This window comes from Sorangium sp. So ce426 (genome assembly GCF_051475585.1).
GTDB lineage: Bacteria > Myxococcota_A > Polyangia > Polyangiales > Polyangiaceae > Sorangium > Sorangium cellulosum_B.
Genome location: NZ_CP150341.1, coordinates 10,130,807 through 10,155,915 on the forward strand (window position 1 = coordinate 10,130,807; position 25,109 = coordinate 10,155,915).

At 71.8% G+C, this 25,109-nt stretch carries 16 protein-coding genes; 4 read left to right on the forward strand and 12 right to left on the reverse strand.

Annotated elements, in window-relative coordinates:
* Positions 1 to 93: 93 nt before the first annotated feature.
* The 3 genes from WMF44_RS37980 to WMF44_RS37990 all read right to left on the reverse strand — a co-directional run bounded on the left by WMF44_RS37980 (position 94) and on the right by WMF44_RS37990 (position 2,402).
* A complete protein-coding gene (locus WMF44_RS37980; RefSeq protein ID WP_012239717.1) occupies positions 94 to 333 on the reverse strand; it encodes an MbtH family protein in 240 nt (79 codons plus the stop codon).
* 268 nt (positions 334 to 601) lie between these two features.
* Positions 602 to 1,123, reverse strand: coding sequence for a hypothetical protein (locus tag WMF44_RS37985; protein WP_437294933.1), 522 nt, complete (start codon positions 1,121 to 1,123; stop codon positions 602 to 604).
* An 88-nt stretch (positions 1,124 to 1,211) separates the two neighbouring features.
* Positions 1,212 to 2,402 carry a hypothetical protein gene (locus tag WMF44_RS37990; RefSeq protein ID WP_437294934.1) on the reverse strand — a complete coding sequence of 397 codons (1,191 nt, stop codon included), beginning with the start codon at positions 2,400 to 2,402 and terminating at the stop codon, positions 1,212 to 1,214.
* Here WMF44_RS37990 and WMF44_RS37995 point away from each other — a divergent pair.
* The gene (locus WMF44_RS37995; RefSeq protein ID WP_437294935.1) at positions 2,401 to 2,718 is read left to right on the forward strand and encodes a putative quinol monooxygenase; all 318 of its coding nucleotides are present in this window, start codon (positions 2,401 to 2,403) and stop codon (positions 2,716 to 2,718) included. The two genes, WMF44_RS37990 and WMF44_RS37995, sit on opposite strands and share 2 nt — an antisense overlap.
* Here WMF44_RS37995 and WMF44_RS38000 read toward each other — a convergent pair.
* Positions 2,699 to 3,676: a LysR family transcriptional regulator gene (locus WMF44_RS38000; RefSeq protein WP_437294936.1), complete on the reverse strand. Its 978-nt coding sequence runs from the start codon at positions 3,674 to 3,676 to the stop codon at positions 2,699 to 2,701. The two genes, WMF44_RS37995 and WMF44_RS38000, sit on opposite strands and share 20 nt — an antisense overlap.
* Positions 3,677 to 4,093: 417 nt before the next feature.
* Here WMF44_RS38000 and WMF44_RS38005 point away from each other — a divergent pair, with 417 nt between their 5' ends.
* The gene (locus tag WMF44_RS38005; RefSeq protein ID WP_437294937.1) at positions 4,094 to 8,491 is read left to right on the forward strand and encodes an FHA domain-containing protein; all 4,398 of its coding nucleotides are present in this window, start codon (positions 4,094 to 4,096) and stop codon (positions 8,489 to 8,491) included.
* Positions 8,492 to 8,505: 14 nt separating this feature from the next.
* On the opposite strand, the gene WMF44_RS38010 is transcribed toward WMF44_RS38005, so the two are convergent.
* From WMF44_RS38010 to WMF44_RS38020, 3 genes are all read right to left on the reverse strand, one after another.
* Positions 8,506 to 10,497 carry an SIR2 family NAD-dependent protein deacylase gene (locus WMF44_RS38010; RefSeq protein ID WP_437294938.1) on the reverse strand — a complete coding sequence of 664 codons (1,992 nt, stop codon included), beginning with the start codon at positions 10,495 to 10,497 and terminating at the stop codon, positions 8,506 to 8,508.
* 195 nt (positions 10,498 to 10,692) lie between these two features.
* Complete coding sequence (locus WMF44_RS38015) at positions 10,693 to 11,493, reverse strand: hypothetical protein (RefSeq protein ID WP_437294939.1); 801 nt, start codon at positions 11,491 to 11,493, stop codon at positions 10,693 to 10,695.
* Positions 11,494 to 11,767: 274 nt separating this feature from the next.
* On the reverse strand, positions 11,768 to 15,742 hold the full coding sequence (locus WMF44_RS38020; protein ID WP_437294940.1) for a protein kinase domain-containing protein: 3,975 nt from the start codon (positions 15,740 to 15,742) through the stop codon (positions 11,768 to 11,770).
* Between the two features lie 904 nt (positions 15,743 to 16,646).
* Here WMF44_RS38020 and WMF44_RS38025 point away from each other — a divergent pair.
* Complete coding sequence (locus WMF44_RS38025) at positions 16,647 to 17,018, forward strand: hypothetical protein (RefSeq protein ID WP_437294941.1); 372 nt, start codon at positions 16,647 to 16,649, stop codon at positions 17,016 to 17,018.
* Positions 17,019 to 17,200: 182 nt separating this feature from the next.
* On the opposite strand, the gene WMF44_RS38030 is transcribed toward WMF44_RS38025, so the two are convergent.
* A complete protein-coding gene (locus WMF44_RS38030; protein WP_437294942.1) occupies positions 17,201 to 17,707 on the reverse strand; it encodes a LamG domain-containing protein in 507 nt (168 codons plus the stop codon).
* Positions 17,708 to 17,772: 65 nt separating this feature from the next.
* A complete protein-coding gene (locus tag WMF44_RS38035) occupies positions 17,773 to 18,039 on the reverse strand; it encodes a hypothetical protein (RefSeq protein WP_437294943.1) in 267 nt (88 codons plus the stop codon).
* 419 nt (positions 18,040 to 18,458) lie between these two features.
* Here WMF44_RS38035 and WMF44_RS38040 point away from each other — a divergent pair, with 419 nt between their 5' ends.
* Positions 18,459 to 20,492 (forward strand): hypothetical protein, encoded by a 2,034-nt coding sequence (locus WMF44_RS38040; protein ID WP_437294944.1) that lies wholly within the window; start codon positions 18,459 to 18,461, stop codon positions 20,490 to 20,492.
* A 13-nt stretch (positions 20,493 to 20,505) separates the two neighbouring features.
* Here WMF44_RS38040 and WMF44_RS38045 read toward each other — a convergent pair whose 3' ends face one another.
* The 3 genes from WMF44_RS38045 to WMF44_RS38055 form a co-directional block, all read right to left on the reverse strand.
* Positions 20,506 to 21,378: a DNA-formamidopyrimidine glycosylase family protein gene (locus WMF44_RS38045; protein ID WP_437294945.1), complete on the reverse strand. Its 873-nt coding sequence runs from the start codon at positions 21,376 to 21,378 to the stop codon at positions 20,506 to 20,508.
* A gap of 119 nt (positions 21,379 to 21,497) precedes the next feature.
* Positions 21,498 to 24,248 (reverse strand): hypothetical protein, encoded by a 2,751-nt coding sequence (locus WMF44_RS38050; protein WP_437294946.1) that lies wholly within the window; start codon positions 24,246 to 24,248, stop codon positions 21,498 to 21,500.
* Between the two features lie 115 nt (positions 24,249 to 24,363).
* Entirely contained in the window at positions 24,364 to 25,104 is a 741-nt protein-coding gene (locus WMF44_RS38055) for a phytanoyl-CoA dioxygenase family protein (protein WP_437294947.1), read from the reverse strand.
* Positions 25,105 to 25,109: the final 5 nt, after the last annotated feature.

The following is a 25,109-nucleotide window of genomic DNA, read 5'->3' on the forward strand; positions in this document are numbered from 1 at the left end:
CAGCCTGACCAGGCTGCCGGGCGGACGGCGCGGACTCCGCTTGCATGGCCACGTCGCCCCTGTCATCGCCGCCCCCCGCGCCTCATGCCGGCATCAGGAGAGCCACTCCGCGCGCGCACGGGCGACCTCCGCCGGGGCGCATCCCTCCTCCGGGGCGCGCAGGCGCTCCCATGCTTGCTCGATATAAGCGAGGCACTCCATGATGGATCCCTGCTTGCCGGCCTCCCGCGACCCGCTCGGGATCGCGCGCTCGACAGGGCAGACGGTGTACTGCTTCTCGTGATCGACGACGACGCGATAGGTGGCTGCGTCCTGCCGCTCTTCCTGGTTCATCTTCCCCTCCGCGGGTCGGCCCGATTGCGCTGCGGGGTCGCACCATAACCTCGGTCCCCGCGCCGTCGAGCCGGAATCTCCGAGCACGGATCGCAGGATCAGGCCATCTCCGCCCGAGACGGCATCATGCCGGGATCGATGCCCGTATCACGAGATCACGCCAGCGAGACCGATGGCCCATGGATCCGCTCCCCCATGGTTCGACGCCTGACGCCGCGGGCCCTCAACGCGGGACGAGGCCACTGGACAGCGCCCCGTCAAGGCGAGCTCACAGGGGCGCCGGCGCGTCGACCTTCTTCGCGCGGCGCTTGGCCTCGGCCCGGCGCCGCCGCTCGTAGGTGCTTGTCGCCTCGCGCACGATCTCCGGCCGGTCCCGGAACACGAACCGCGCCGCCGCGCGCACCGTCGATATCCGCGCGCTCAACAGCCCGATCACCTTGTTGCGGAGGACAAGCGCCTCGCGCGCCTTCTCACCGAGCGCGGCGCTCTGGGTGGGGTGCTCCCGGAGCGCGGCCGCGAGCTCCGCGGCCTCGTCGAGCATGGCCGCGTCGAACCCGCCGAGGCCATCCATCGCCTCGCGCTGGGGCGCCGCGAGGGCGGCGTAGTCGTCCAGGGCCAGCGCGAGCGCGTCGGCGGTGGACGGGTCGCCCGCGTGGGCCTGTCCGAGCTTGGCGAGCCTCGCGTCGTTCTCGTCCTCGACGCCATCGTCGAACAGCCACTCGAGCGTCGCGGTGATCTCGTCGAGGACGAGCTGCCCGCGCTCGAACGGGCTCGCCTTCTTCGGGTCCACGGCGAGCAGGTAGCGCGTGCCCGCCTCGACGGCGGCGCGCTGGAGAGAGAAGATCTCCTCGCCTGTCTTCGCGGTCAGCGCGCTCCAGTCAGGTGAGCACGTCGGTCGCAGTCTTCGCCCCGAGGACGTTATCGATCCAGCGGTCGAGGGTCGCGATGTCCGTGCATGCGTGAATACGCGCGCTCTCGTTCACGGTCAGCGCGATCCCTGCACGCGCAAGCAGCCGCAGCAGCGTGTCCCTCTTGCCCTCGCGTAGCCCCTCGAGCTTGCCCTCACGCATGCCCTCGAGCTTGCCCTCACGTAGACCCTTGAGCTCGCCCTCACGTAGGCTCGCGAGCTTGATGCGATCCATCAGCTCCCGCACGAACGGAAACCTCGCCTCGTCTTCGATCTGCCGTTCCATGACCAACGCCTCCAGAGCCCGCCGCATGGGCTCACGCAACCCGCTCCAGATGACCTGAAAGTAGACCATCGCGTGCTCCTGGTCGAGCCGCCCAAGCGCAACGAGCGCGGCCTTGACCACGGTGAGCCCGCTCGGCCCATTGCCGTGCGCCACCGCCGAGAGCACGGCCAGCTCGGCGTCCTTCTCCGCCTCGGCAGGGTCGGTGATCTCGGGGACGACGGCCGGACCGAGCACCAGCGGCTCGACGTGGCCGAGGCCCAGGCCGAGGTCGATGTTCTCCGCCGCCCAGGCGGCCACGCCGGCGTCCGGTGCGATCACGAGGATGACCGTGCCGCAGCGCTTCCTGGCACGCACGACCGTGACGTACGTCGGCCACGAGAACTTCTTGTCCGGATCCATGTCGCGCTGGACCTCGATGACGATCGCAAGCACCAGCGCGCCGCTCGCGTCTCGAAGCTCGAGCACCAGATCAGCGCGGAACTCCACCGGGAGGAGCTGGTCGAGCGACGATTCGACGACTCCGACCGAGGTGTGTGGCGGCACCTCGAGGCGGAAGAGCGTCGCGAGCCAGTGGGGCGCGAGCTCGGGGTGCTCACGGAACATCTCGACGAGGGCGTTGTGCTCGAGCGTCGGCATGACGCTCGACCTCGAGCACACCCCATGCCGGCGCGAAAACACGGGAGAACCCGAGGAGAGCTCCTGCTCAGGGGGTGGCGCCGCCATGGCGGAGGGCCGCCGGCATCCCTCCGGTGAAGCGCCCATCCACGGCGCTGATGGATCCATCCAGAACATCGAATGGTCGGCCGGATGCGCGTCATTACAACTCTCTTCACCGAAGCGCGGCGCGCCGTGCGCCGCCGAAGAGGAGGATCCCATGACCGCTGCTTTCCCGACCGCCGTGACGCTCTCCCTCCTGGCCCGCATCGAGGCCAAGCCCGGCAAGGAGGCCGAGGTCGAGGCGCTCCTCCGCTCCGCCGTCGGCCTCGCCGCCGAGGAGCCGCGGACGGTTCACTGGTTCGCGCTGCGCATCGGGCCGTCGACGTTCGGCATCTTCGACACCTTCGCGGACGAGGTGGGGCGCAAGGAGCACCTCGCGGGCCGCATCGCCGCAGCGCTCATGGCCAAGGCGCCGGAGCTGCTCGCCGCGCCGCCCGTCATCGAGCACGTGGACATCATCGCCGCGAAGGGGTGACCGGCCGCGCCCGCGCAGCGCGTGAGAGCAGCGCGTCCCAGAAGAGCTGCAAGCCCGGCGCCGGCGTGCGATCGCCCGAGCGCACCAGCGCGACGGTGCGACGGAGGGCCGGATCGACGAGCGGGCGCTGCGACGCGCCCGTCAGGAGCACCGAGTGCTCGGGCATGAAGGCAAACCCCAGCCCCGCCTGCACCAGGCTCTGGACCCAGTCCTCCCGGTCGGTGCGGTACGCCGCGTACAGGTCCACGCGCCGCGCGGCGCACACGCCCGTCACCTGCTCGCGCATCTCGCAGGCGAGCCGATCGAGGTAGGGCTCGCCGTCCAGATCCTCGAGCCGCAGGCCCTCGCGCGCGGCCAGGTGGTGGCCGGGCGGGAGGACCACGACGTAGCGCTCCTCGTAGAGGGGCGCCACCACGCACCAGTCCGGCACGGCGTCACCGAGGTTCGAAACGATGACGTCGACCTCGGCCTCCTCCAGCCGCCGCAGGAGCTCCCCCTGCACGGCCACCGCGATCTCCAGCTCCACCCCCGGCGCCTCCGCGCGGAACGCCGCCAGCGAGCCCGCGAGCCGCGCGGGCCCGATGGTGCAGAGGATGCCCACCCGGAGCGGCACCTGCTTGAGGCGCCGGTGGTTGTCCGCGATCACCTGGACGGCCTGCATCTCGTCCCGCAGCCGCTGGAGCCGCGGCAGCACGCGCTGCCCCAGCGCCGTGAGCTTGGCGCCGCCGCGCTCGCGCAGGACGAGCGGCCCGCCCAGCTCCTCCTCGAGCTTCTTGATGGCGGCCGTGAGCGCGGGCTGCGAGACCGCGCACCGCTCGGCCGCGCGCGTGAAGCTGCGGGTCTCGGTCACCGCAAGGAAATACCGGACCTGATGCATCTCCATGGCCGCGCATCTTCGCCCGGCGACGCCGCCCGCGCCAAGGAGGGCGGCGCGATCGCTCGCAGCGATGGCATCCACGCGCGCGCCTCCGTGGCACAAACGCATCATCGACGTCGAGGCGATGGGCGCCAGGGCCTCGGCCGAGCACCGACGCGGATTGTCACGAGCCATCGAGAAAGGAGGACGAGATGAACGAGACCGATAGGGTGATCCCGCCGCGCGCGCTCCTTGTGTCTGCAATCATGCTCGGCGCCCGCACTGGCGCCGAGCAAACCGACGGCGCCGACGTGCTCTCCGGCGAGGAGGTCGGCGTGGCGGCGTCGCGCCTCACCACGCGCCGAGCGCGGAGAATCCAGGGCTCTCCAAGGTCAAATACGAGCGCGCAGGGCGCCCGACGCCGGCGGGGTTCGGGCTGTTCATACCCACCGCTCGGGCGAGCGGAAGCGCTCCACGCGCGCTTGACACCGGCAATGGTTCTGCGGCTTCCTGTACGTCATGGGCAACGCTCCCGAACCCGCGTTGAGCGCCGCCGCGCAGGGCCTCGTCACCCTCGCCAACGAAGAGGCCGAGCGCGCGGGCACGGTCCTCGGCGTCTTTCACTGGCTCTTCGCCGTGCTCGACCGATACGGCGGGATGGCCGAGTCGAGCGCTGAAGGGCTCGTCGCCGCAACCGCGATGTCCCACCTGCGCGGCTGGCTGCGCCGCGGCGAGACCGGACTGCCCCTCAGCAGGGCCGCGGTCGCGCAGCGCGCAGCAGCGCGAATGGAGGAGCGATGCGCCGAGGTCGTGACCGAGCACGACATCGTCGTCGTCATTCTGAGGGCGGCCGGCTACACGGTCCGTCCAGGAGGTATCGGCGCCGATCAGCGCCAGCCGAAGGCTCGCCTGATCCTGCACCGGGCCGACGGCCAGAGGACGATCGAGCTGCGCCCGGTGACCTCGATCGGGCGGAACGAGACCCACGCCGTTCCCGTCAACGATAGCAAGGTCTCCAAGGATCACTGCGTCATCGAATTCAGCGCTGGCGGCTGGACGATCCGGGATCTGGGCAGCGCGAACGGGACGTTCGTCAATGGCGAGCGGGTGCAGAAAGGAGCGGCGCTCAGGCACGGCGACGAGATCACCCTGGGCGACACCAAGGCTCGGTTTGAAGACGACTCCGCGCCGGCGGCGCCCGCCGGCCTCACGGCGAAGCGCAGTGCGACGCCTGCGTGGCGTCCTCGCGCGAAATCGCCGACGCCGGTCCTGAACGCGTTCGCGCGCGATCTCACGCACGAGGCCGCGGCGGGCACCCTGCCGCCCGTCGTCGGCCGGAAGGAGGAGACCGCGCTCGTCCTCGAGACGCTGTGCCGGCGCACCAAGCGAAACCCCATGCTCCTCGGGCCCGCGGGCGTGGGCAAGACGGCCATCGTCGAGGGCCTGGCCGTGCGCATCGTGCGCGGCGACGTGCCCGAGCTCCTGCGCGGTGTGCGGCTGTTCGCGCTGTCGCTGGGCGCGCTCGTCGCCGAGGCGGGCCGGGCGCATGGAGAGCTCGAGAAGCGGGTGATGGCCGTCCTCGCGGAGGCAAGCCAGGATGGCATCCTGCTCTTCATCGATGAGGTGCACGCGATCGTCGGCGCAGGCGGCGCGGCCGGCCGCAATGACGTCGCGAGCCAGCTCAAGCCGGCGCTCGCCCGCGGAGAGATCGCGTGCATCGCCGCGACGACGGACGACGAGTACCGGCGCTTCATCGAGCCAGATCCCGCCCTGGAGCGTCGCTTCCAGCCGATTCGCGTGAGGGAGATGACGCCAGAGCAGACGCTCGACGTGATGTTCGCGACGCGCGATGAGCTCGCGAAGCTCCGCGGCGTGAGCGCGGGCGACGACGTCGTACGATGGCTCGTCGGCTTCGCAAAGCAGTTCCTCCGCAACAGGCACTTCCCCGACAAAGGCGTCGACCTGCTCGAACAGTGCGTCGCATACACGGTGTCCAAGGGGAAGAAGGTGGTCGAGCTGGACGACGCCGAGGCCGTCGCCCAGCGCATGATCGGCATGCCCGTCGCGCTGTCGGCGCGCACCGGAAAGCTGCACAAGGCGCTCCTGTCGCGCGGGCTGCTCGCCGAGGAGGACGCCACCAGGCTCGTGGAGCGGCTCGATGTCACGATGCGGGGGCTCGATCTCCGCCCCGCGCGGCCGAACGCCGTCGTTCTGCTCCTGGGTGACGCCACCCAGTCCGCAAGAGCGTTGAGCGACGTCATCGCCGAGGCGTTGTTCGGCGCCAGCGACCGTGTGGTTGCGATCGACTTCGCGAGCTACGTCCACCCCGCCGACACCGCGTCCCTCATCGGCGCGCGTCCAGGCTACATCGGCTACTCGGACACGGTGGCGCTCCACCGGGTCGCGGAGATGCCGTGGTGCGTGCTGCGGTTGGACAACGTGCACGGCTGCCACGACCGGGTGCGCGAGATGCTCGTGCAGATGCTCGCGGAGGGATCCATCACCGATTCGCGAGGCAAGCGCATCTACCTGAGCGACGTGGTCGTCATCGCGACCGCGCCGCCGGTGCGGGGGGTGAGGCTCGCCGCTGCGAACAGCGGCTCCGTGGCCGCGAGGTTCGCCGATCTGCGCGCGGGTGAGCAGGCGCTGGGCGCCGCGTTCATGGAGCAGTGCGATCTCGTGTGCTCGGAGTTGCCCAGCGCTGGCGAGAAGCAGAGGGGCTATGTGCAGTCGGTGCTGCTCGCCGGTCTGGCCGAGCGCTGGAGCGAGCACGGCCTCTCGCTCGCGTGGGACGTGACGCTCGTTGACTGGCTCATCGCCCAGGCCGGCGCGCAGGCGAGCCCGCAGGGCTGGGAGCGGTTGATCGACGGCGAGCTGACGCCCGTCATCTTGCCGCACCTCGGACGCCCGGACGGGCGGCAGCGCTCGCTCGTCGTGTACGTCGCCGACGGGAAGATCGAGGTCGGCACCGACGCCCCGAGGCCTCCCGAACGTACAGAGCGTCAGACGGAGGTGACCGCCGAGCCCCCACCTCCGCGAGCGGAGGACGAACGGCCCGCGCCGGCGCCTGCAGCGAGCCCCACGACCAGAGCGATGCGCCTCCTGAGCGTGTGGGGCAGTTATGCGTGGAAGGGCTGGTCGACGCTGACCGATGTCCTCTGTACACCCGACGGCAGCGGCGTATGGACGCTCGGGCACGATCTCCATAGTACCCTCTGGGACGCCGTGAGCGGCGAGCCGCTCCGGCGCTTTCCGCTCGATGCGCCTGGCGCCGAGGAGCACGCGGTCCCGGCCGTCGGCGCGATCACGCCCGACGGCGCGCGCCTGCTCGTGGGCCGCTACGACGGCAGCCTCGCCCTCTACGACCTCGGTCAGGGTGCGCGCCTCTGGAAGGTGAGCGCTGTCGACCAGGGGCAGCGCACGGTCCCTGTCATCCGCTGCATCGCTGTCTCGCGGTCCGGAAGGCTCGCGGCCACGGCCGCGGCGGGTGAGCTGGCCCCTGCAGTCCGCGTCTGGGACGTTGCGCGGGGGGTGGAGATACAGCGTGTCGAAGGCGCGGCGGCGACCGTCGCGTTCCTGCCCAGCGAGCAGCTGCTCGTGGACGGCAAGCGAGTGATCGACGCCGCGACGAGCGCCGTGGCGTACGAAATCCCTGGGCCGAGCCGGGTTACCGCCGCGGCGTGCTCGTCTGACGGCGCGCATATCGTGATCGGCGATCACGACGGCAACCTCTGGTGCTGGGAGACGGCAAAGCTCGCCGCCGCGGCGCCGCCAGCGCCCAAGTGGAAAGGGCAGAATACCAATGCCTGGGGAGAGAAGAGTCCCATCGACCACGCCGCGATCTCCCACGACGGGAGCTGGGTCTTCACGGTGAGCACGCTAAGCCACCAGCACTGGGCGCTGGCGAACGGGCTGAGGGTGAGCAGCTCGGGCTTCCACGGCACATGGCGGGTCACGTACGCCCCCGACGCGTCGCGCGCGTTCGGGATAGAGCTGCACCACAAGCGGATCTGCCATTTCGACATGATCCGCCGCGGCGAGGTGCGGCCTCCCTACGAGCACGAGGAGACGATCACGTGCCTGGCGATCTCGCCCGACGGAAGGCTCGCGGTCACGGGGAGCCGGGACAGGACGGCGCGCCTCTGGGACGTCGCGACCGGCGGACCGATGGGAGTACTCTCCACAATGTCGGTGAACGCGGTGGCCTTCTCGGCCGACGGGCGCCGCGTGTTCGTGGGCGATGAAGCAGGCGGCAGCGCGTACGACGTGTCCACCCGGCAGCGGCTGGTCCAGTGGTCGTGGGTGGCGCTCAAGATGGCAGCATTCGTCGTCGTCGCGCCGACGCCCGACGCCACGGGCGTGGTGTTCTGCGACGCGGACGGGTCGGTGCTCCGATGGGACCTCCAGGCGTCGAGGGAGGTGTGGCGGAGGACCAAGGCGGGCGCGAGACGGGCGACCTTCTCGACCGATGGTTCGCGTCTGGTCGTCACGACGGCGCACCGCACGCTCGAGATCTGGGACGCGGAGAGCGGCGCGACGCTCTCGCAAAACCCCGTGCCGGACCGGCTCAAGACGCAGCCTCAGGTGCTCCTCCGCGACGGGCGCACCGTGCTCGCGATCCAGACCGAGCAATGCCTCGCGCTGCGCGACCTCCCTTCGGGAGCGGAGCAGCGACGCTTCCCGGGATCGCAGCTCGCCGACGGCGTCCTCGCGGTCTGTCCTCATGAGCGCCTCGCGGTCACCGCGACGGCGCGTGGAACGTTGCAGCTCTGGGACATCCCGGGCGCCTCGCTCCTGGACACGTTCGATCTGGCGTCGAGCTCCGATACCGTGACCTGCGCCGCCTTCCTGCCGGACGGGCGGGCGCTCCTGGCGGGGACGACGCGCGGGGTGGTGCTGCGGTTTGCGCCGATCTGAACGGGAAGGTCGCCCTATCCGTGCCGAGCAGCGCGCTGTTTCGCCTCTTCGACACGCCACTCGAGGTGCTGCTCGAATCGCCTTTTGAACGCGAATATCTGCGATTTTATCATCTCATAGTCCTCCTTTCGCTCGATCCGCCGGACGAGCGGCATCCACACGTCGTCGGGTACCTCGAGCGCGCGGCAGGCGCGCGTGAGCGCGGCCACCAACGCCGTGGAGATGTCGTCCTCCGGGGCGTACACGATGAGCAGCATGTGCAGCTTGGCGGCCAGTACGAGGATCGCCAGTGCGTCCGGGCCGAAGCGCTCGCGGACCTCATCGGCGTTCTCACGGCACAGCGTCGAGAGCAGGTAAAACCAGACATCCGCCGTGTCGCTGATCTTCTCCCCCTTTCGTGGCGGGAGCTCCGGTACGGTCAGCCCGAGCCGCTCCGCCGCGTCGTTCGACGTTCGCACCAGGTCCGGCATGTCCGCCGGGCCCAGCTTTCCCGTGCTGTACGCCGCCGCGATCGCCGCGGCGTTGCTCGCATAGAGCCACACGTCGAGCTCTCGCGCCTTCGGCGCGCTGCCCGATAGCCGCTCGTGCAGCGCGTCCGTCACCTGACGTTTGAACTCGAAGACGGCGTCCGTCGCCCGGGCGCTGTCACCAGCCTTCAGGTCCTGCTCGAGCGAGCGAAGGCTCGCATCGGAGATCCCGAGCGTGCGCAGCTGTTGCTGATAGCGCGCGATCACGTCGAGCCGCGACGGCTCGTCGAGGTGCTCGACGAACTCCGGCGTCATGCCGACGTCGAACGCCAGGATGAACGCCGTCTTCGGCCCCACTCCATGCCGCCGGCCCAGCTCCCCATGGAGCAGCGCTGCGTCCTTGAAGCATCGTTTCAGATAAGCAGATTTGTCCTCGCCCGGCTTCGGCGACTCCAACGCGATGGGCTGCGTGAAGCCGAGACGTCTCCCGTTCTGGTTGGCGCGCTTCAACTGCCTGCCGACAAAGTCATCGGCCCGCTCCGGCGATGCCAGGTTGGACGCCTTGATCCTCGCCGCCAGCGAGAGCCTGAACCCGAGGAGAAAACACTGCCGCAGCCGCTCGACCGGCGTATCCTCCGCCCCGGCTGCCTCGGCCTCGCGGAAGGGGGGCTCGGCGCGATCGGCCCCAGCGCCCTCGCCGCCCGCGAGCTCCCGGAGGATGCGCACCACCTCGCGGTGCTGTCCATCGACATTGTCATACAGGACGAGCCGCACGCCGGCCTTCTCGAGCTGCCTCCTTCGGTAAGGTGTCGCAGCGTCGGAGGGGACGAGCGCAAAGTGCCTCGGCGGCTGATCGCCGGCGAAGGCGCGCACCCGGGCGAGGACGGCGTCGAAGTCATCGTCGGACAGCCGGTAGCCCACGAAGAGGAGCGTGCAGGTGTTGAAGAGCGCTCGGAACACCTGCTTGAGGTTCTCATCGGCGTTCATGGCGTGGTCGTAGTCCTGCCGGGTCAGGACCCAGGTCGACCGATCCACGAGCGTGCCATGGAGCTTGAGGATATACTGCCGCCGCTGGGCGAGATCCGCGGTGGCGCGGGCGACCGCTGGCCAAGCGCCGGCGAAGGCGCGCTCGAGGAGGCCATCGAGGTTGGTCGTGAGCAGGGCGCGGAGGAGCGGTCGAAGGGCCCCGATCGCCAAGGCGATGTCAGGCAGACGCTCTATGGCCCGATCGTCGAGGTCACGCGCGACGGCAGCGCCGAACTCGACCGGACCCAGGCACTCCTTGATGGCGGAGAGGGCGTCGATGAACCGCTGCTGCTCGGCGAGCGTCGCGATCTCGAGGAGGCTCGCCACCGCCGCGCCGCGCGCGCGACAGCGCGCGGCGAGCCGCTCGATGAGCTCTTCGCGCGAGGGCAGTCCCGCGGCGACCGAGACACCGGCGCCCGCGAAGGCCACGAGGTCCCCGCCGCGGTAGGCCTGGCGCAGCTCTTCAAGAGCTGGGTCCGCTCCGCTGCCCGAGCTGCCGAGGTGCACAACCATGGTTGGAACGCCGACGAGCCTAGCACACCTCAGGCCCTGCCCTGTTCCGCGTTTCCGCGGCCCGAGGCGTACCGCGGGCCGACCGGCAGCCGGTCGCGCGCCTCGGCCCAACCAGCGCTCGGGACGGCGCCGACAGGCGCGCTCGTACACCCGCTCGCGGCCGCGGCAGCGCGACGTCGCGCGCCTCGTGGGGGGTCACCGCAGCGCGGTGGTGATCACATAACGCGTCTCGCCGAACTCCGGATCATTGCACTCCTTGTAATACTCCCCGGAGCGGTTGAGCTTGCCGCAGTACTCCTTGCAACGCCCGACGATCTCGATCATCCCGCAGCCCTCGAGATCGCCGTCCGCGCCGAGCTGGCCCGCGGCGCAGTCGCGCTTCGCCGCGCGCGCGACGTCGACGTTCGCCGGGTTGTAACAGGCGCGCAGGTACGGCGTCTCCGTGAAGAGGTTCCCCCAGAAGGCCCCTTCGACATGAGGGTACTCGTCGAGCTCGCCGCACCCGACCTCGTGATGCAGCGGGTTCTGTCGGGAGCGCATCGAGATGCTGACCGAGACGCCATAACGGTTCGTGTGGGCGGCGAGGCACGCGGAGACCATCCGCTTGCCCTCGTCGTCGAGCGGGCGGCGGTCCCACCGGGGCGCGAGGCCGAGGTGTCCGGGATAGACCTCCTTGTGGGTCGCGCCCGCGCGGTCGGTCCAGGAGAAACGGAACGACTGGGACTCCTTGAGCGCGCAGCTGACCGTGTACTTCACGAGCGACCGGAAGAGATCGCCCCTCGCGCCAGGATCCCTGAGAGCGGAGGCCGCCACCGGGCTCAGCGCGTTCACGCTGAGCGCGTTGACGCTCAGCGCATTCGCGCTCAGCGCATTCACGCTCAGCGCATTCGCGCTCAGCGCATTGCCGGTCGCGAGCTCGTCAGCGCTCGAGCCGAGCTCCTCTGTTTCATCCCCCGCTTCGAGCGCCTGCTCGGGCGCGACGCAGCCGGTAGCCACGAAAAGGATGCCTGCGCACCCAAGTACAGCCCTGGTTTTCACGTGATGAGACCTCAGGTAGCGAGCCAAGGGGAGCGCCCACGCTCCCCGATCACAGCACGCCCTCCGGCGCGTCGCTCAACACAACGACAGCCGGGAACTCTCCACGTCAACGATCAGGGTACGGCAAACCACTTCGACTGTCAGCCATTAAATTGCACGTCCTCCGCGGATTCCTCCGTGGGACAGCAACGATTCGTCACGTTCGGCCACGTTCCGTGACGTTCGGCCACATTCAGTTCCGGCGGTTCCGCCCGGCTCCGACAGCTCCGACCCACTGCGATGCGAGCTCCAGGGTGCGGGCGTTGTCCGGAACGTGTGAGAGAAAGCGCCCGCGCCACTCGGGATCGCGGACGCCGGCGGCCCGGTCGAGCAGCTTGTCGCGCGCCGAGGAGATGGCGACCGCCGCGCTGGCCGCGTCGCCGACCGCGGAGAACGCCTCCGCGTGGACCAGCCGGATCATCGACTCGCCCTCTTCGATCCCGCCGAGCGACTCGAGCGCTGCCAGGGCCTCGCCGGCGGCCGCGAGCGCCTCGGCGGCGCGCCCCAGCCCGATCAGCGCCCGGGCGCGGATCGCCATGGCCGTGACGCGGAACGGCGACGCGCTCTCCAGCGCCTCGGCGAGGCGCGCCTCGCGCTCCGCGCCCGCGAGATCGCCGGCGAGCAGGGCGATCTTCGCGAGGTACGAGCGCGACACCACCTCGGCGCGCGGGTCGCCCAGCCGCTGGCTCGAGGCGAGGGCCGCCTCCTCGACGGCCCGCGCCTCGGCGAGCCTGCCGCGGTAGGCGAGGACCTGCCCGAGGCTGGCCTGCGCCGCCGCCGCCACCTCGTGCAGACCCATCCGCTCCGTGGCCTCCAGCACGGAGCGGAGCGCCGCCTCGGCGCCGCCGAAGTCGCCGAGCTCGCCGTAGGAATAGCCCAGGTTCGCGCGGGTGATGCACGCGTTGCGCCGGTCGCCGACCTGCTCGAACGCCACGAGCGCGGCCTCCAGGCCGGTGACGCAGGCGCCGGGATCACCCCCGCTCATCGCGCGGAAAGCGCGCGCCTGGTGCAGCCCCGCGGCGACCTCGGCGCCGGCGCCGGCGCCGGTCGACGCCCCGTCGCCCATGGCGCGCTCCACCTCCGCGATGAGCCCGTCGACGATCGCAGGCCGTCCGGCGAAGGCCAGCGTCGAGGCGCCCATGCAGAGACAGGTGCTCCTCGCGCTCTCGGCGCCCTGCGAGGCGGTGACGACGACCGCCGCGCCCATCCACCGCTCCACGCGGTCGAAGCCGCCCAGCTTGCTCGCGGCCGCGACGGCCTGCGTGACGGCCGCGAACCACGGCGCCGAGCCGGGCGCGAGGTGCCGCGCCGCGTCCGTCCCCCGCTGCTCGGCCAGCGCGAGGTCGCCCCGCCACACGTGCGCCTCGGCCTGGACCAGCCGGAGCGCCCCCACCACCGCGGGCTCCGGCGCGCACTCGAGCCCGCGCTCGGCCCGCGCGATCGCGGCGCCGAGATCGTTGCCCTCCAGGGCGTGCTGCGCCGCGCGCAGGTACGCCGCCGCGGCCCGCGCGGGCACGGCGCCGCGCTCGAAGTGCTCCGCGAGCGCCATCGCGTCGGGCTCGCCCGCGCCCTCCAGCCAGGCGCCCGCCAGCGCGTGGCCCAGCCGCCGGTCGGCCTCCGTCAGCATCCCGTACGCCGCCTCGCGCACCAGCGCGTGCCGGAAGCGGTACTCGACCTCTCCGCGCAGCCGCCCGGGGCCGCGCCGGTGGACCACCTCGCGGCGCTCCAGCTCCGAGAGCCAGCGCGTCACCTCGGCGCCCCCGAGCAGCGCGCTCACCGCGCTCGGCCAGAACGCCTGGCCGAACACGCTCGCGGCCCGCAGCACGCGCCGCGCCTCGGCGTCGAGCGCCTCGATGCGCGCCTGCACCATCGCCAGCACCGTCTCCGGCAGGTCCGCGCCGTGGCCGGCCGCCACCGCGCGGACCTGCTCCTCCAGGTAGAACGGGTTGCCGTCCGCCCGGTCCACCAGCGTGGCCACGAGCTCCGCGCTCGCCTCGTCCCCCAGCGCGGCCCGCACCAGCCGCTCGCTCGCCCGGCGCGTGAGCGGCGGCAGCATCATCTGGTTGCCGAAGCGCCCCTGCGACAGCCCCGGAAAGGCCTCGTGCACCTCGGGTCGGGCCAGCCCCAGCACCAGGAACGGCAGATCCCGCAGGCTCCGGAGCGCCGCCTCCACCATGGTCAGGGTGGGCAGGTCGCCCCACTGCAGGTCCTCGAGGATCAGCAGCACGGGCTGCCTCGCGCACTCGGCCCGGATGAACTCTTCCCACGACAGCCGCAGCTGATCGCCCATCAGCTGCCGGTTGCGCCGCGCCGCGCCGACCCGGATGTCGTCGTCCGGGAACGGCGCGCCCAGGAGCTCGCCAAGGAAGGCGCTGACGCGCCCGACGTCGAGCTCCGGGTGGCGCTCGACCCGCGCCCTCACCTTGCGCCGCCGCTCCTCCAGCGGCTCGCCGTCGACGATGCCCATCGCGCTCCGCAGCGCGCGCGACAGCAGGCCGAACGCCGAGCCCGAGCTCATCGGGTCCCCCTGGCCGATCCACACCTCCACGGGGGCGCCGTCCGCCAGGTCGGCGCCGCCCCCGCCGCGCGCGCGATCGGCCGCTCGCGCGTTGCGCGCCGACACCGTCTCGAGGAACTCCTGCCGCAGCCGCGATTTGCCCATGCCGGCCGCCGCGACCACCAGCAGCGCGCCGGAGGTCGACTCCTCGGTGCTCCGATCGAGCTCGGCGCTGAGCACGCCGAGCTCCCGCTCCCGCCCGAAGCACGCCACCGGCTTGCCGAGCAGCGCCGGCGCCGACGTCACCCGGAGGTCGTCCCGCGCCCCGTGGAGGAAGCGCGCGCCGCCCTCGCAGCTCGTCTCGAACCGGCCGCCCAGGAGCCCCGCCGTCACCTCGTCGATGCGGACCGCGGCGATTGCGCCCGGCTCGCCGCGCGACGGCAGGAGCTGGACCGCCCGGTCGATGAGCTCGCCCATCGGGATGCGCGACGTCAGCTCGGCCCGGCCGGTCACGAGCGAGACCTGCGCGCCGCCGAGCAACGCGCGCAGCGAGAGCGCGCAGCGCGCGGCCTGCGCGGCGAGATCGGTGGCCGCCTCGGCGCTCGTCAGCACGAGCAGCGGCGATCTCGCGTCGATGAGCTCGATCTGGCCCTGGTAGCGCTCGGCGAGCGCGTAGAGCTCGTCGGCGCGGCCCGTCGCCCGCGCCTGCTCCTCCTCCTGCGAGCGCGTCACCTCCTCGGGCGCCGAGCGCTCGTGGGCGAGCACGAGGCACGTGACGCGCCGCTCGCTGCTCGTGAGCTCCAGGACGGGCGCCAGCGCGGCAGGGTAGGCGCCGTCCGCCGCGCCGGCGCGGCTGAGGTCGATCGCGCGGAGCTCCTCGGCGACGGCCGCGCCGTCGCGGGGCCGCCCGTCTGGCTGCTTCGCGAGCATCCTGGTGACCAGGGCGTCGAGCTCGTCCGGCAGGTCCGGGCGGACCTCGCGGAGGCGCGGCGGCTCGTCGAGCAGCACCTTGACCATCACGGCGAGCGCCCCGGCGCCCTGGAAGGCGGCGCGCCCGGTGAGGCACTTGAAGAGCACGCAGCCGAGCGCGAACACGTCGGCGCGGGCGTCGACGCGCCGCTCGCCGCGCGCCTGCTCGGGCGCCATGTACTCCGGGGTCCCGAGGACGGTGCCCGGCAGGGTGAGCTGCTGGTCGATCCGGAAGCGCGCGATCCCGAAGTCGAGCACCATCGCGCGATCGAGCCGCCCCTCGACGAGGAGCAGGTTGCTCGGCTTGAGGTCGCGGTGCACGACGCCCTGCCCGTGGAGGGCGCCGAGCGTCTCGGCGATCCGCGCGACGACGTCGACGCTCTCGGCGGGGGTGAGCCCTCGCCGCGCGATGCGCTCGGCGAGCGTCTCCCCGGCGAGCCACTCCATCACCAGGTACGGCTTGCCGGCCGCCGCGACGCCGTGGGCGATGTACCGGACGACGCCGGGGACGCGCAGCGCCGAGAGCGCCTCCACCTCGCAGGAGAAGCGGCTGAGCTCACCCTTCTCGGCGCGGCGAAGCACCTTGAGAGCCACCGTGTCGCCGCTTCGCCGGTCGCGCGCCCGGTAGACGTGCCCCATCCCGCCCGAGCCCGCGAGGCCCTCGATCTGGAACCGCTCGTCGACGATCTCTCCGACGCGCATCAACGGCCGTGAATCCAGCGATATCACGCGCGCCGCCCTCCCGGTCTGGATACAGGTCCGGGATGGTAGGGCGACTCACCTCCAGCGCGACCGCGACCGGATCGAACGCGCGATGCGACGCGTCAGGGCTGGAGTCTCACGAAGAGCACGCCGGGGCGCTCGGGGAGGACCGGCGCCGCGCACGCGCTGGCCGCTCGCCGGCGCGAACGGGGGTCCTCGACGGATACGTGCGTGTGCGCAGGCCGTCCGGGTGGCGCGCCGAGCGCGGGTAAATCATCGACGACGAGGGCGCCTGTGATGGGGGGACGGCGCCGGCGCCGGGAGGGCGCCGCCGGGTGCCATGTTCTGCGGGCTCGCTTCAAGGCATCTGAAAAGCCATCGAGGAGCGCATCTCGCCATGTCGATAAGCCACGTAGTCGCGTCATGTCGATGGGTCGGTCTGGCGCATCGCGGACCTCGCCATCGCGCCGGCGAAGGGACGTGCCTGCGCCATCGCCGAACGCGAGACCCCGCCGAGGGCGCCCGGGGTGGGAGCGCTGGAGCGGCGCGGAGACGGCACGCGCCCGGAGGGCGGCCCTGAGGCGCGCTCGCCGGCGGGCCGGCACCTCCGCCCGCCGCGTGGCGTCAGGACGTCCGCGCGGCGCGAGCGAGGACGGAGACGGCGCTGGGCGGACATCATGAATGAAGTTTTTCTCTCCTGACGTTATCTTCGCCTCGGCGGCGTTTGTGATGAAGATCTTGTCCCCCGACGCCGTCTCGCCTCGGCGGCGTTCGCGAGCCGGCTCGGCGACCAAGGTGGCTGTTGACTTCCACCCGCGGAACTGCAATGTCTCTCGCTGCGCTTGCCCTTACCCACAGGAGACGTCGGATGTCGATGAGCAAGAAGCTGATGAGTGCCGTGTTGATGACCGTCGGCATTGGCTTTGCTGGAGCCGCGTGGGCCGCTGGCGGGACCACGGACCTCCCCGCATCCGTCGCCGAGAAGAAGGATTTCGGCTGCGGTGCAAAAGGACAGAAAGCCTGTCCGATGCAGGGCTGGATGAAGTCGGTGATGCAGTCGGCGACCACGAGCGGCGACGGCGCGAAGATCGCGGAAGCGCTGAAGTACGTGGCGGCGAGGCCGCCGAAGGGCATGGACAAGTGGGTCGCGATCTCGAACGACGGCATCGAGAAGGCCAAGAAGGGCGACATCGACGGTGCCAAGGCGAGCTGCAAGGCCTGCCACGATCTGTACAAGGCGGAGTACAAGGAGAAGCTCCGCGACGCCCCCTTCTGAGGGGCTTCTCTCCTCTCTCGCGCTCTTCCCTCCCTCCGTTCTTCCTTCAGCGCGCCGAGAGCGCGCCTTCGTCGGGCAGCCCTGGCCGGTCGCGCCGGGGCTCGCCAGTCGGCCTGCGGTGACGGGCATGAGCCGCCCCGCGGGCCAGAGCCCCCCGCTGGGTGCGCGCCGGACGGCGCAGCTCAGCAGCCGCCGCCGGCAGCCGCGCAGATCTCCTGGGGCGTGAGCGTCCGGCCGAAGATGCGGAGGCTGTCGAGCATCCCGTTGAACTCGTCTTCCCCCGAGGGTTCGTCCGAGCCGATGTGGACGGGCTGTTCGCCGGAGGCGATCACCGGGCCAGAGGGGCTCCGGTCGACCTCGACGCCGTTCACGTAGAGGCTCTGCGTCTGGCCGTCGGAGAGACAGGCGACGTGCGTCCACTGCCCGGGAACGATGGGGTAAGTCACGTTCCGCTCGACGCCCATGGTGCAGCGGATCTGTCCGCCCGGCATCAGGAAGAGCGAAGGCTTCCCGCCGCTGTCGATCACGGTGTATCGCCGCTTCTCGGGGAGAGAGGCGGGGTTGATCCAGACATCGATGGTCATCGCGGAGGCGGTCCATGCGGCGTCGTGGCGGAAGTAGAGTTTGCTCCCCATCGTCACCGAGAGCGCCTGGCCGGCGCGGCCAGGCGCGTAGTGCAGGCTGCGCACCCGCTCGGGCGTGAAGTGATGCTGCGAGGCGTCGTCGGGGTTGCCCTCGAACGCGAAGCACGCGATCAGCGATGGAGCCGCCGCCCCGCACAGCGGCTTTGGAGCGCCATCGGGCTCTTCGACCGGATCCCCGCCGGGCTCTTCGACCGGATCCCCGCCGGGCTCTTCGACCGGATCTCCGCCGGGCTCTTCGACGGGAGCGCCGCCGGGTTCTTCCGCCGGAGCGCCGCCAGGCTCTTCGATGGGAGCGCCGCCAGGCTGTCCGGCGATGGCTCCGCCGGGTTCTTCCGCCGGAGCGCCGCCAGGTCCTCCGGGTTGAGCTTCGGATTCACCTGACCCGCCTGTGCCTTTCGTGTCGAGGACGCAGCCCGGCAACGACAGAAGAAAGACGGCGACGCCGGCCAGGCGATGTGCAGAGTGATGGAATTTGCAAAGCATGCTGCGTTTCCTGCGGGGCGCTCAGCGTAGCTCAGAATGCCGCTCCCTGTCACCGTGCCTCGCACGAAGGCTCGACTCGCGCCGGCGCGCCGATGCAGTGAGAAGAAAAATGCACCACAGAGGCGCAGAAGAAGAGGCGCGGAGTGCATGGCCGTCGCTCGCTGCTCTCTCCTTCCTGTGAAGCTTCCGCGTCTCCTGGGTCGCGTTCGAGCAAAGAGAAGACCGTGAGCGCAGGCGGGTCGGCGTTTTTTTACGGTGAAGGACGACAAGTCGACTGTTGCTCGACGTCGTGGTCCGGTTCATGGACGGATTCATGGACCGACACGGGGCTCCGCTCCTGCTGCTCACGGCGACGTGGCTCCTGGCTGGCTGCGACAGGGAGGCCCCCCCACCTCGGCCGGACGCGACGCCTGACGGCGGCGGAGGAGGGGCGGCCGCGCCGGGGTGCGCGGCCGGCGAGCGCACGACCGATTCTGGGTGCGAGCCCGCGGGCATCCCGCCCGAGGCCTGCGGCGCCGGCTTCACGCCGGGCGACCGAGCGTGCGCGCCTGTCCTGCCGGATGCCCCCTGCCCTGCGGGGACGATGGCCGTGCCGGGGGAGACCGCCTGTCGCGAGGTCGCGCCGTGCGGTGAGGCGCCCTGGGGCGACATCGCCCTGGACGAGGAGACACAGCACGTCGACGGCGCCTATGCAGGGGGCGACTCCGATGGCACGCCGGAGAGGCCGTGGACGACCGTCGGCGAGGGCCTCCGCGCGGCCGCGCCCGGCGCGGTTGTCGCGATCGCCGCGGGTACGTATCCAGAGGACGTGATCGTCGACAGGCCAGTACGGCTGTGGGGGAGGTGCCCGGCGCTCGTCGCGATCGCCGGGGCGGGGCCGGACACGGCCGCGGCCATCGACGTCGGCGCGGGCGCCGACGCGGCCGAGATACGGGGCGTCGCGATCCGCAGCGCGGGGCAAGGTATCCTGGTCTCGGGCGCGAGCGGCGTCGTGATCGACGAGGTCTGGGTGGCCGGCGCGGGCGCCCAGGGCATCAAGGTGGACAACGAGCGAGGCCCGGCGGCGCTCACCGTCCGTGGCTCGCTCGTCGAAGGTGCCCACCGGGTCGGCGTGCACAGCGCGGGCGCCGAGCTCGCCCTCGAGTCGTCCGTCGTGCGAGGGACCCTCGAGTCCGGCGAGGTCGAGGGGACGGGCGTCGGCGCGAACAGGGGAGAGGGCAACACGCCGGCCTCGATCACGGTGCGCGCATCCATCATCGAGCAGAGCCACGGAACCGGCGTGTACCTCATCGCCTCCGAGGCGCTCGTCGAGGACAGCGTGATCCGCTACAGCACCGGAATCGACACCAACGCCGCCGGGATGGGCGTGCTGGCCATCCGTAACAGCCGGGGCCAGCCGAGCCAGGTGACCTTGAAGCGCAGCGTCCTCGAGGCCAACGAGGAGGCGGGGATCTGGGTCCAGGGCTCGTCCGCCGTCGTCGAGGACACGGTCGTGCGGGACACGCGGCCTTACCCGGACAAACTGGCGACGGGGTGGGGCATCTATATCGCCGCCGACCTCGAGGAGGGCCTGCGCTCCGAGGCGACCCTGCAGCGCGTGGTCGTCGAGCAGAGCCGCTACGTGGGCGTCGCGATCCTGAGCTCCGGCGCCTCGCTCGACGGCGTGCTCGTGCGCGACACCCTGCCGCGCGACGGGGACGGCAAGCACGGCGTCGGGCTCGCGGTGGCCTCCCGCGGCCCGCTGCGCGGCGAGGTCACGGCGCGCGGCTCCGTGGTCGAGGGGAGCCGCACGGCGGGTGTCTTCATCGAGGGCGCCGACGCGACGCTGGAGCGGGTCGCGGTCCGCCGCACGCTCCCGCAGGCGTCGGACGGGCGTTTCGGCCGGGGGATCGAGGTCCACGCGCTCGACACGCCGGACGGGCGGAGCGGCCTCGTGCTCCGGTCGTCGCTCGTCGAGGAGAGCGTCGATTCGGGGCTCGCCCTCTTCGGATCTGCGGCCGCCCTGGAGGAGACAACGGTCCGCGGCACGCGGAGCTCAGCCGGCGGGCTCCAGGGAAACGGCGTCACGATCGTCAAGGACCCCGGCGACTCGGAGGCCACGTTGACCGGCGTGCGCATCGAGGCGAGCGACGGCGCCGCCGTCGCGAGCTTCGGCGCCTCGGTGGCGCTCGCGCGCAGCACCATCGAGTGCAACTTCATCGATCTCAACGTCGAGACGGAGAGCGGCACGGCGGGCAAGATCACCGACGGCGGCCAGAACCAGTGCGGCTGTCAGGGCGTGAGCATCCCGTGCAGGGCGAAGAGCGCGGGGCTCGCGCCGCCGGAGCCGCTGCCGGAAGGGCTGTGACGCCGGCCTCGCCTCAGCCCGGCTCCCGCCTGGCGCGGCGCGGATCCCCCGCTGCGCTCCGCCGCGCCTCCGGCTGGCAGGCCGGGCAGAAGATCGCGTCGTGCCCGTGGACGCTCGCGCGACGGAGCTTGTCGCCGCAGCGCGGGCACGGCTGGCCCGGGCGCCCGCGGACCTTGAGGAAGTCGCGCAGCCGCTCGTCCAGCGCCGGCGCGCGCCGGGCGATCGTCCGGGTCGCGTCGCCGAGGACACGGGCGATCGCCACGTGCAGGCGGTCGGTCTCCTCCTCGGAGAGGCTCTGGACCGTCGCCTTCGGGTGGATCTTTGCCTCGAAGAGCACCTCGTCGGCGTACGAGTCTCCCATGGAGTCGAGCGCCGTCCCGTCCATCAGGAAATCCTTGGCGAGGTCGCGCCGCCCGCGCGCCGCGGCGCGGAACGCCTCCTGCGTGAACACCCGAGGATCGAGGACGTCGAGGCCGACGCGCTGGAGCCCGGGGATCCTGTCGAAATCGCCCCGCGCGAGCACGTAGACCTTGCTCATCTGCACGTCGTCTCGGACCCTGAGCTCGCGGCCGTCCCCGAGGGTCAGCGAGAAGGCGAGATCGGTTGGAATCCGCGTCTCTCCTGGCCGCGTGATCGAGAACCGCCCTGCCAGCATCGGGGAGATCACGAGATCGAGCGCGCGCGCCCCGCCGAGCTCGAAGACGACGGCGTGCGCCCGCCGCGCCACGCGCCGGATCTCCGCGCCCGGCAAGAGCGCGTCGAGGCGCTCCGGGAGCAGGACGTGCAGCACCACCGAGTTCTCGGCCCGCGCCGCGGCCACGGCGGCGCCCGCGAGCTCGCGCGCGAGGATCGGAACGACGTACTCCAGGTCCGGGCGCTCGGGCACGCCTCCAGGATACAGATCTCGCCGCGAAGATCGCGCGACTTCGGGCGAGGCGCGAAAAAGAGGCGCGGCGGCGCGCTGTTACGCGCTGTTACGCGCTGTTACGCGCTGTTACGCGCTGTTCACGCGCTGATCCGCGGGGACTCCTCGCCGAGCGCGGCCTCACCGGCGTCGCCCCGCCTCGGCCGCTGCGCCCCCTGGATCACGAGATCCTGGCGCCGGGCGAGCGCGTACACGACGCGGATGAGCGACGTCTCGAAGGCCTTCTCCGGCGGCGGGTTCAGGTGCACGACCCGGCGCTCGCCCGGCGGCGCGACATGGCTCGCGCCCCGGGGCTCGCCCCGCCGCGCGACGGGGCTCGCGCCCCCGGGCTGCTCGTCCTTCGGCTCCTCGACCTCCAGCGCGATGGGGATGGCGCCCCGGGGCTCGAGCGCCCTGCGGATGTCGTCGAAGCGGAGCTCGCCGCCCGCCTGCCCCGCCCCGTCGGGCGGCGGCGCCTCGATGCGGACGAGGTCCTGCCCGCCCTCGCCGAGGAGCTCATCGTAAAGAGCCGTTACTCCCGGGACGAAGGCGCTGTGGACCATGAAATAGTTCTTGATGCGCTCGGTGCTGACGAGGCTGACCCGCACGGCCAGGCCGCACTTGTCGGGGGCAAGGAGGCTCCGGACGTGCTCGCCCTTCGCCACCGAGGAGAACTCGGCGAGCACGTGCAGCGCCCCGCCGTGCGCGAGCTCCCGGCTCGCCAGCGCCCGCGCGAAGCGGATGACCCGCATCGCCGTGCGCGCGTCGCGATCGAGCCCCTCGGGCTCGCTCAGGAACACCGCCGCGGAGAGCGGCGCGCCGCGCGCCACGCAGCGCACCGCGAGCGAGGCGAGGTCGTGCCCGTGCTGCGTGTACACCGTCGCGCTGCCCCCGCGCGGGAGCGAGAGCATCGCCCCGTCCGAGCCCGGCGGCGCGCCGCCAGGGCCGGGCGTCACGCCGAGCGAGGCGAGCCGATCGGGGAGCGGCATCCGCTCGTCCCCGCGCTCCCCGAGGACCAGCGTCACCTCGATGCCCGGCACGAACCGCGCGAGCGCGTGCAGCAGCGAGGGCAGCGCGGGGCTGTACCCGACGATCAGCACCCGCTCGATCTCGCCGAGGTGCAGCGAGAGCTTCGCCGCCCACGCGTGCGCCGCCGTCGCGCCGTCCGACGCCGCGGCGCGCTCGATCCCCCGCCCCCTGTAGAGCTCTCGTCCGTAGTCCAGGAGCGGCGCGTAGGTCGCCGATACGCCGATGAGCCCCCTGAGCCGCTGCGCCGGCACCCGGCCTGCCCGCGCGCCGAGCGCCCACGCCGGCGACCCCTCGGGCGGATCGAGCAGCGGATTCAGCCACGGCACGAGCCCCTCGACCGACACGAGCTTGCCCTCCTCGCGCTTCGGCACCGCCGCCTCGTCCCCGAGGAACACCCCAGCGAGGATCACCTGCTTCTCGCAGGCGGCGCGCGCCATGTCCGAGAACGAGAGCTCGTGCTCCGGCGCCTTGCCGAGCTTGCCGACGGCGCCGACCGCCTCCTCGCCCAGGAAGATGTGCGTGTAGAACTCGGAGCCGTCCGCGGTCATGAGGTCGGTGTAGAGGGACTCCACGCCTGGGGTGAGCAGGTGCTGGCAGAGGAAGAAGCCGAGGAACCGCTGCATGTCGAGCGGGTGTGTCCCGGGTCCGCCCACCTCCTGGATGAGATCGCGGTTCTTGCTCTCCTGCACCTCGACGAACACGTGGCCGTGCGGGTTCTGCGTCCGGAACGAGGAGAGCGTCATCGCCGTCAGGGCGTCGGCGTCGGGCCCCGCGTCGGGCCGCGCGAGGATCAGCGCCCGCTTCGCCTCGGCGGCGCCCACGAGCTCGAGCGCCTCCGGCTGCGCGCTGTCCCCTCTGCGGTAGGTCACCCAGCGCATCCCGGGCGCGTAGAGGTAGGCGGGCGGGTCGTCCTCGGTGCCGAGGAGCGCCATCCGCGGGAGCGCGTGGCGGGTCGGCGGGGGCCCGCGGCGGATGAGCCACTGCCAGAGCTCCGCGAGCCGGATGCTCCGGAGCGCGCGGTGGCGCTCGTACAGCCGGACGAACTCCTGCACCAGCATCTCGGCCTCATGCACCGGGCCGATCACGAGCGCGTGCCCCGCGTAGCGGACCGGCCGCCGCCGCGCCGCGCGCACGACCTGGTCGACCACGTTGGCGCCGATGCCGATGATGAACGACGTGATGAAGACGCCCACCATGGTGAGGCCGAGCGAGACGACGGCCACGACGGGGTGGACCCGGAGGTTCTCGACGAGGTTGTCGGCGCTCTCGATCTGCCGGAAAGACCACCAGATCCGGTCGATGAAGTCGGTGTCCGGGGTCGGGCCGCGGCCATCGTAGTCGTGCGTGATCGCGAGGTGGCTGAGCAGCACGGAGGAGCCGAACGCGAGCCCCCAGACGGCGAGCGTGACGAGCCCGAACTGCTCGAGCAGCTCGCGCCGCGTCAGGATCGCGTAGAGGTCGATCGCGATCTCGCGCGTGAAGCGCAGGAGCAGGAAGAGCCGCGAGAGCCGCAGCATGGGGAGGGCGTGGGCGGCGTGCGCGTCGAGGATCCGCTCGAGCGGCAGGAAGCTGACCCAGGCGATGATGTCGAAGGCGAAGAGGAGCACGTCGAGGCGCGACCGCCCGTCCCCGCGCTGGTGGAGGAGGACGGCCCGGAAGAGGAGCTCGACGCCGAAGATCGCCAGGAAATACGGGCGGAACTGGTCGTCGAGGCCCTCGATGGGCAGGACCGAGACGAGGATCAGGAGCGAGATCGCGGCCTTGACGGGGCGGGTCTCCAGCCCGTCGGCGAGGCGGTGGAGCAGGGGCGGGCGGGGCGCCATGGGCGGCAAGGATAGGCGACCTCGCGCGAGAAGAGGGCCGCCGCGACGGCGGCGCCGGCACCCGCATGCGCGAGGGGGCGGGCGCCACGGTGTCCGGGCGCCGGGTGGCCGCACCTCAGATCGCCGGCAGCGTCCACCGACGTACGGTCGGACGAGCGAAGGTGTAAAGGGCGTCGATCGTGCGACGCGGCGGAGCCCGAAGGTACGTTGCGCGGTGAATCGACCACGCGTGGAAGATACACGCGTCTCCGGCGCGCAAGGCGACGCGCGCGGCGTTCGGCATGTGCGGCGTGGTCCGATCGGCGCCCCTGCGGATCCGGAGCTCGTCCGGCGTGTCCCAGCGGGCGTGGGATCCGGGGACGATCTCGAGCCGATCGTCGTCTTCCAGCGCCACCCTGAAGTGGACCGATGTCGTCGTTGCGACGATCGCTCGCTCGATTTCTGGATCGGATTGGCCGAACTGGCTGTCTCGGTGCCAGTCCCCGTCCCAGTCGCGCCTTGTCTGCTCGTGGTAGTAATGCGCGTCCTTCAGGCGCGGGGCGTCTTCCTCTCCATTTGCCGCTCCCGCGCGCGAGAGGCCGGCGAGCAGCTCGCAGACGCGCCGGGAGCCGACGAACGCGGAGATCAGCTCCAGCGCGCAGGGATCGTCCTGAAAGCAGGTCGCGCCGTCCGTGAGGAGCGAGATCCTGGGGGTCGAGTGACCCGTCTCCCGGCAGAGCGCTCGCGTGCGGAGGAGCGCGGCGTCGCACGCGCGGCGGAGCTCGGCGCGCTCGGCGATGTCGAGGAAAGCGCGCATGATGAAGAAGCCTTGCGCGCGAAAGGCGTCGATTCGATCTCTGTTTGACGTGCTCATCATGACCC

Coding starts and splice junctions, on each gene's coding strand:
- WMF44_RS37980 (WP_012239717.1), bottom strand. CDS start 333: ATGAACCAGGAAGAGCGGCAGGACGCAGCCACCTATCGCGTCGTCGTC.
- WMF44_RS37995 (WP_437294935.1), top strand. CDS start 2,401: ATGACCGCTGCTTTCCCGACCGCCGTGACGCTCTCCCTCCTGGCCCGC.
- WMF44_RS38040 (WP_437294944.1), top strand. CDS start 18,459: ATGGACCGACACGGGGCTCCGCTCCTGCTGCTCACGGCGACGTGGCTC.
- WMF44_RS38055 (WP_437294947.1), bottom strand. CDS start 25,104: ATGATGAGCACGTCAAACAGAGATCGAATCGACGCCTTTCGCGCGCAA.
- WMF44_RS38020 (WP_437294940.1), bottom strand. CDS start 15,742: ATGCGCGTCGGAGAGATCGTCGACGAGCGGTTCCAGATCGAGGGCCTC.
- WMF44_RS37990 (WP_437294934.1), bottom strand. CDS start 2,402: ATGGGATCCTCCTCTTCGGCGGCGCACGGCGCGCCGCGCTTCGGTGAA.
- WMF44_RS38010 (WP_437294938.1), bottom strand. CDS start 10,497: ATGGTTGTGCACCTCGGCAGCTCGGGCAGCGGAGCGGACCCAGCTCTT.
- WMF44_RS38050 (WP_437294946.1), bottom strand. CDS start 24,248: ATGGCGCCCCGCCCGCCCCTGCTCCACCGCCTCGCCGACGGGCTGGAG.
- WMF44_RS38005 (WP_437294937.1), top strand. CDS start 4,094: ATGGGCAACGCTCCCGAACCCGCGTTGAGCGCCGCCGCGCAGGGCCTC.
- WMF44_RS38025 (WP_437294941.1), top strand. CDS start 16,647: ATGACCGTCGGCATTGGCTTTGCTGGAGCCGCGTGGGCCGCTGGCGGG.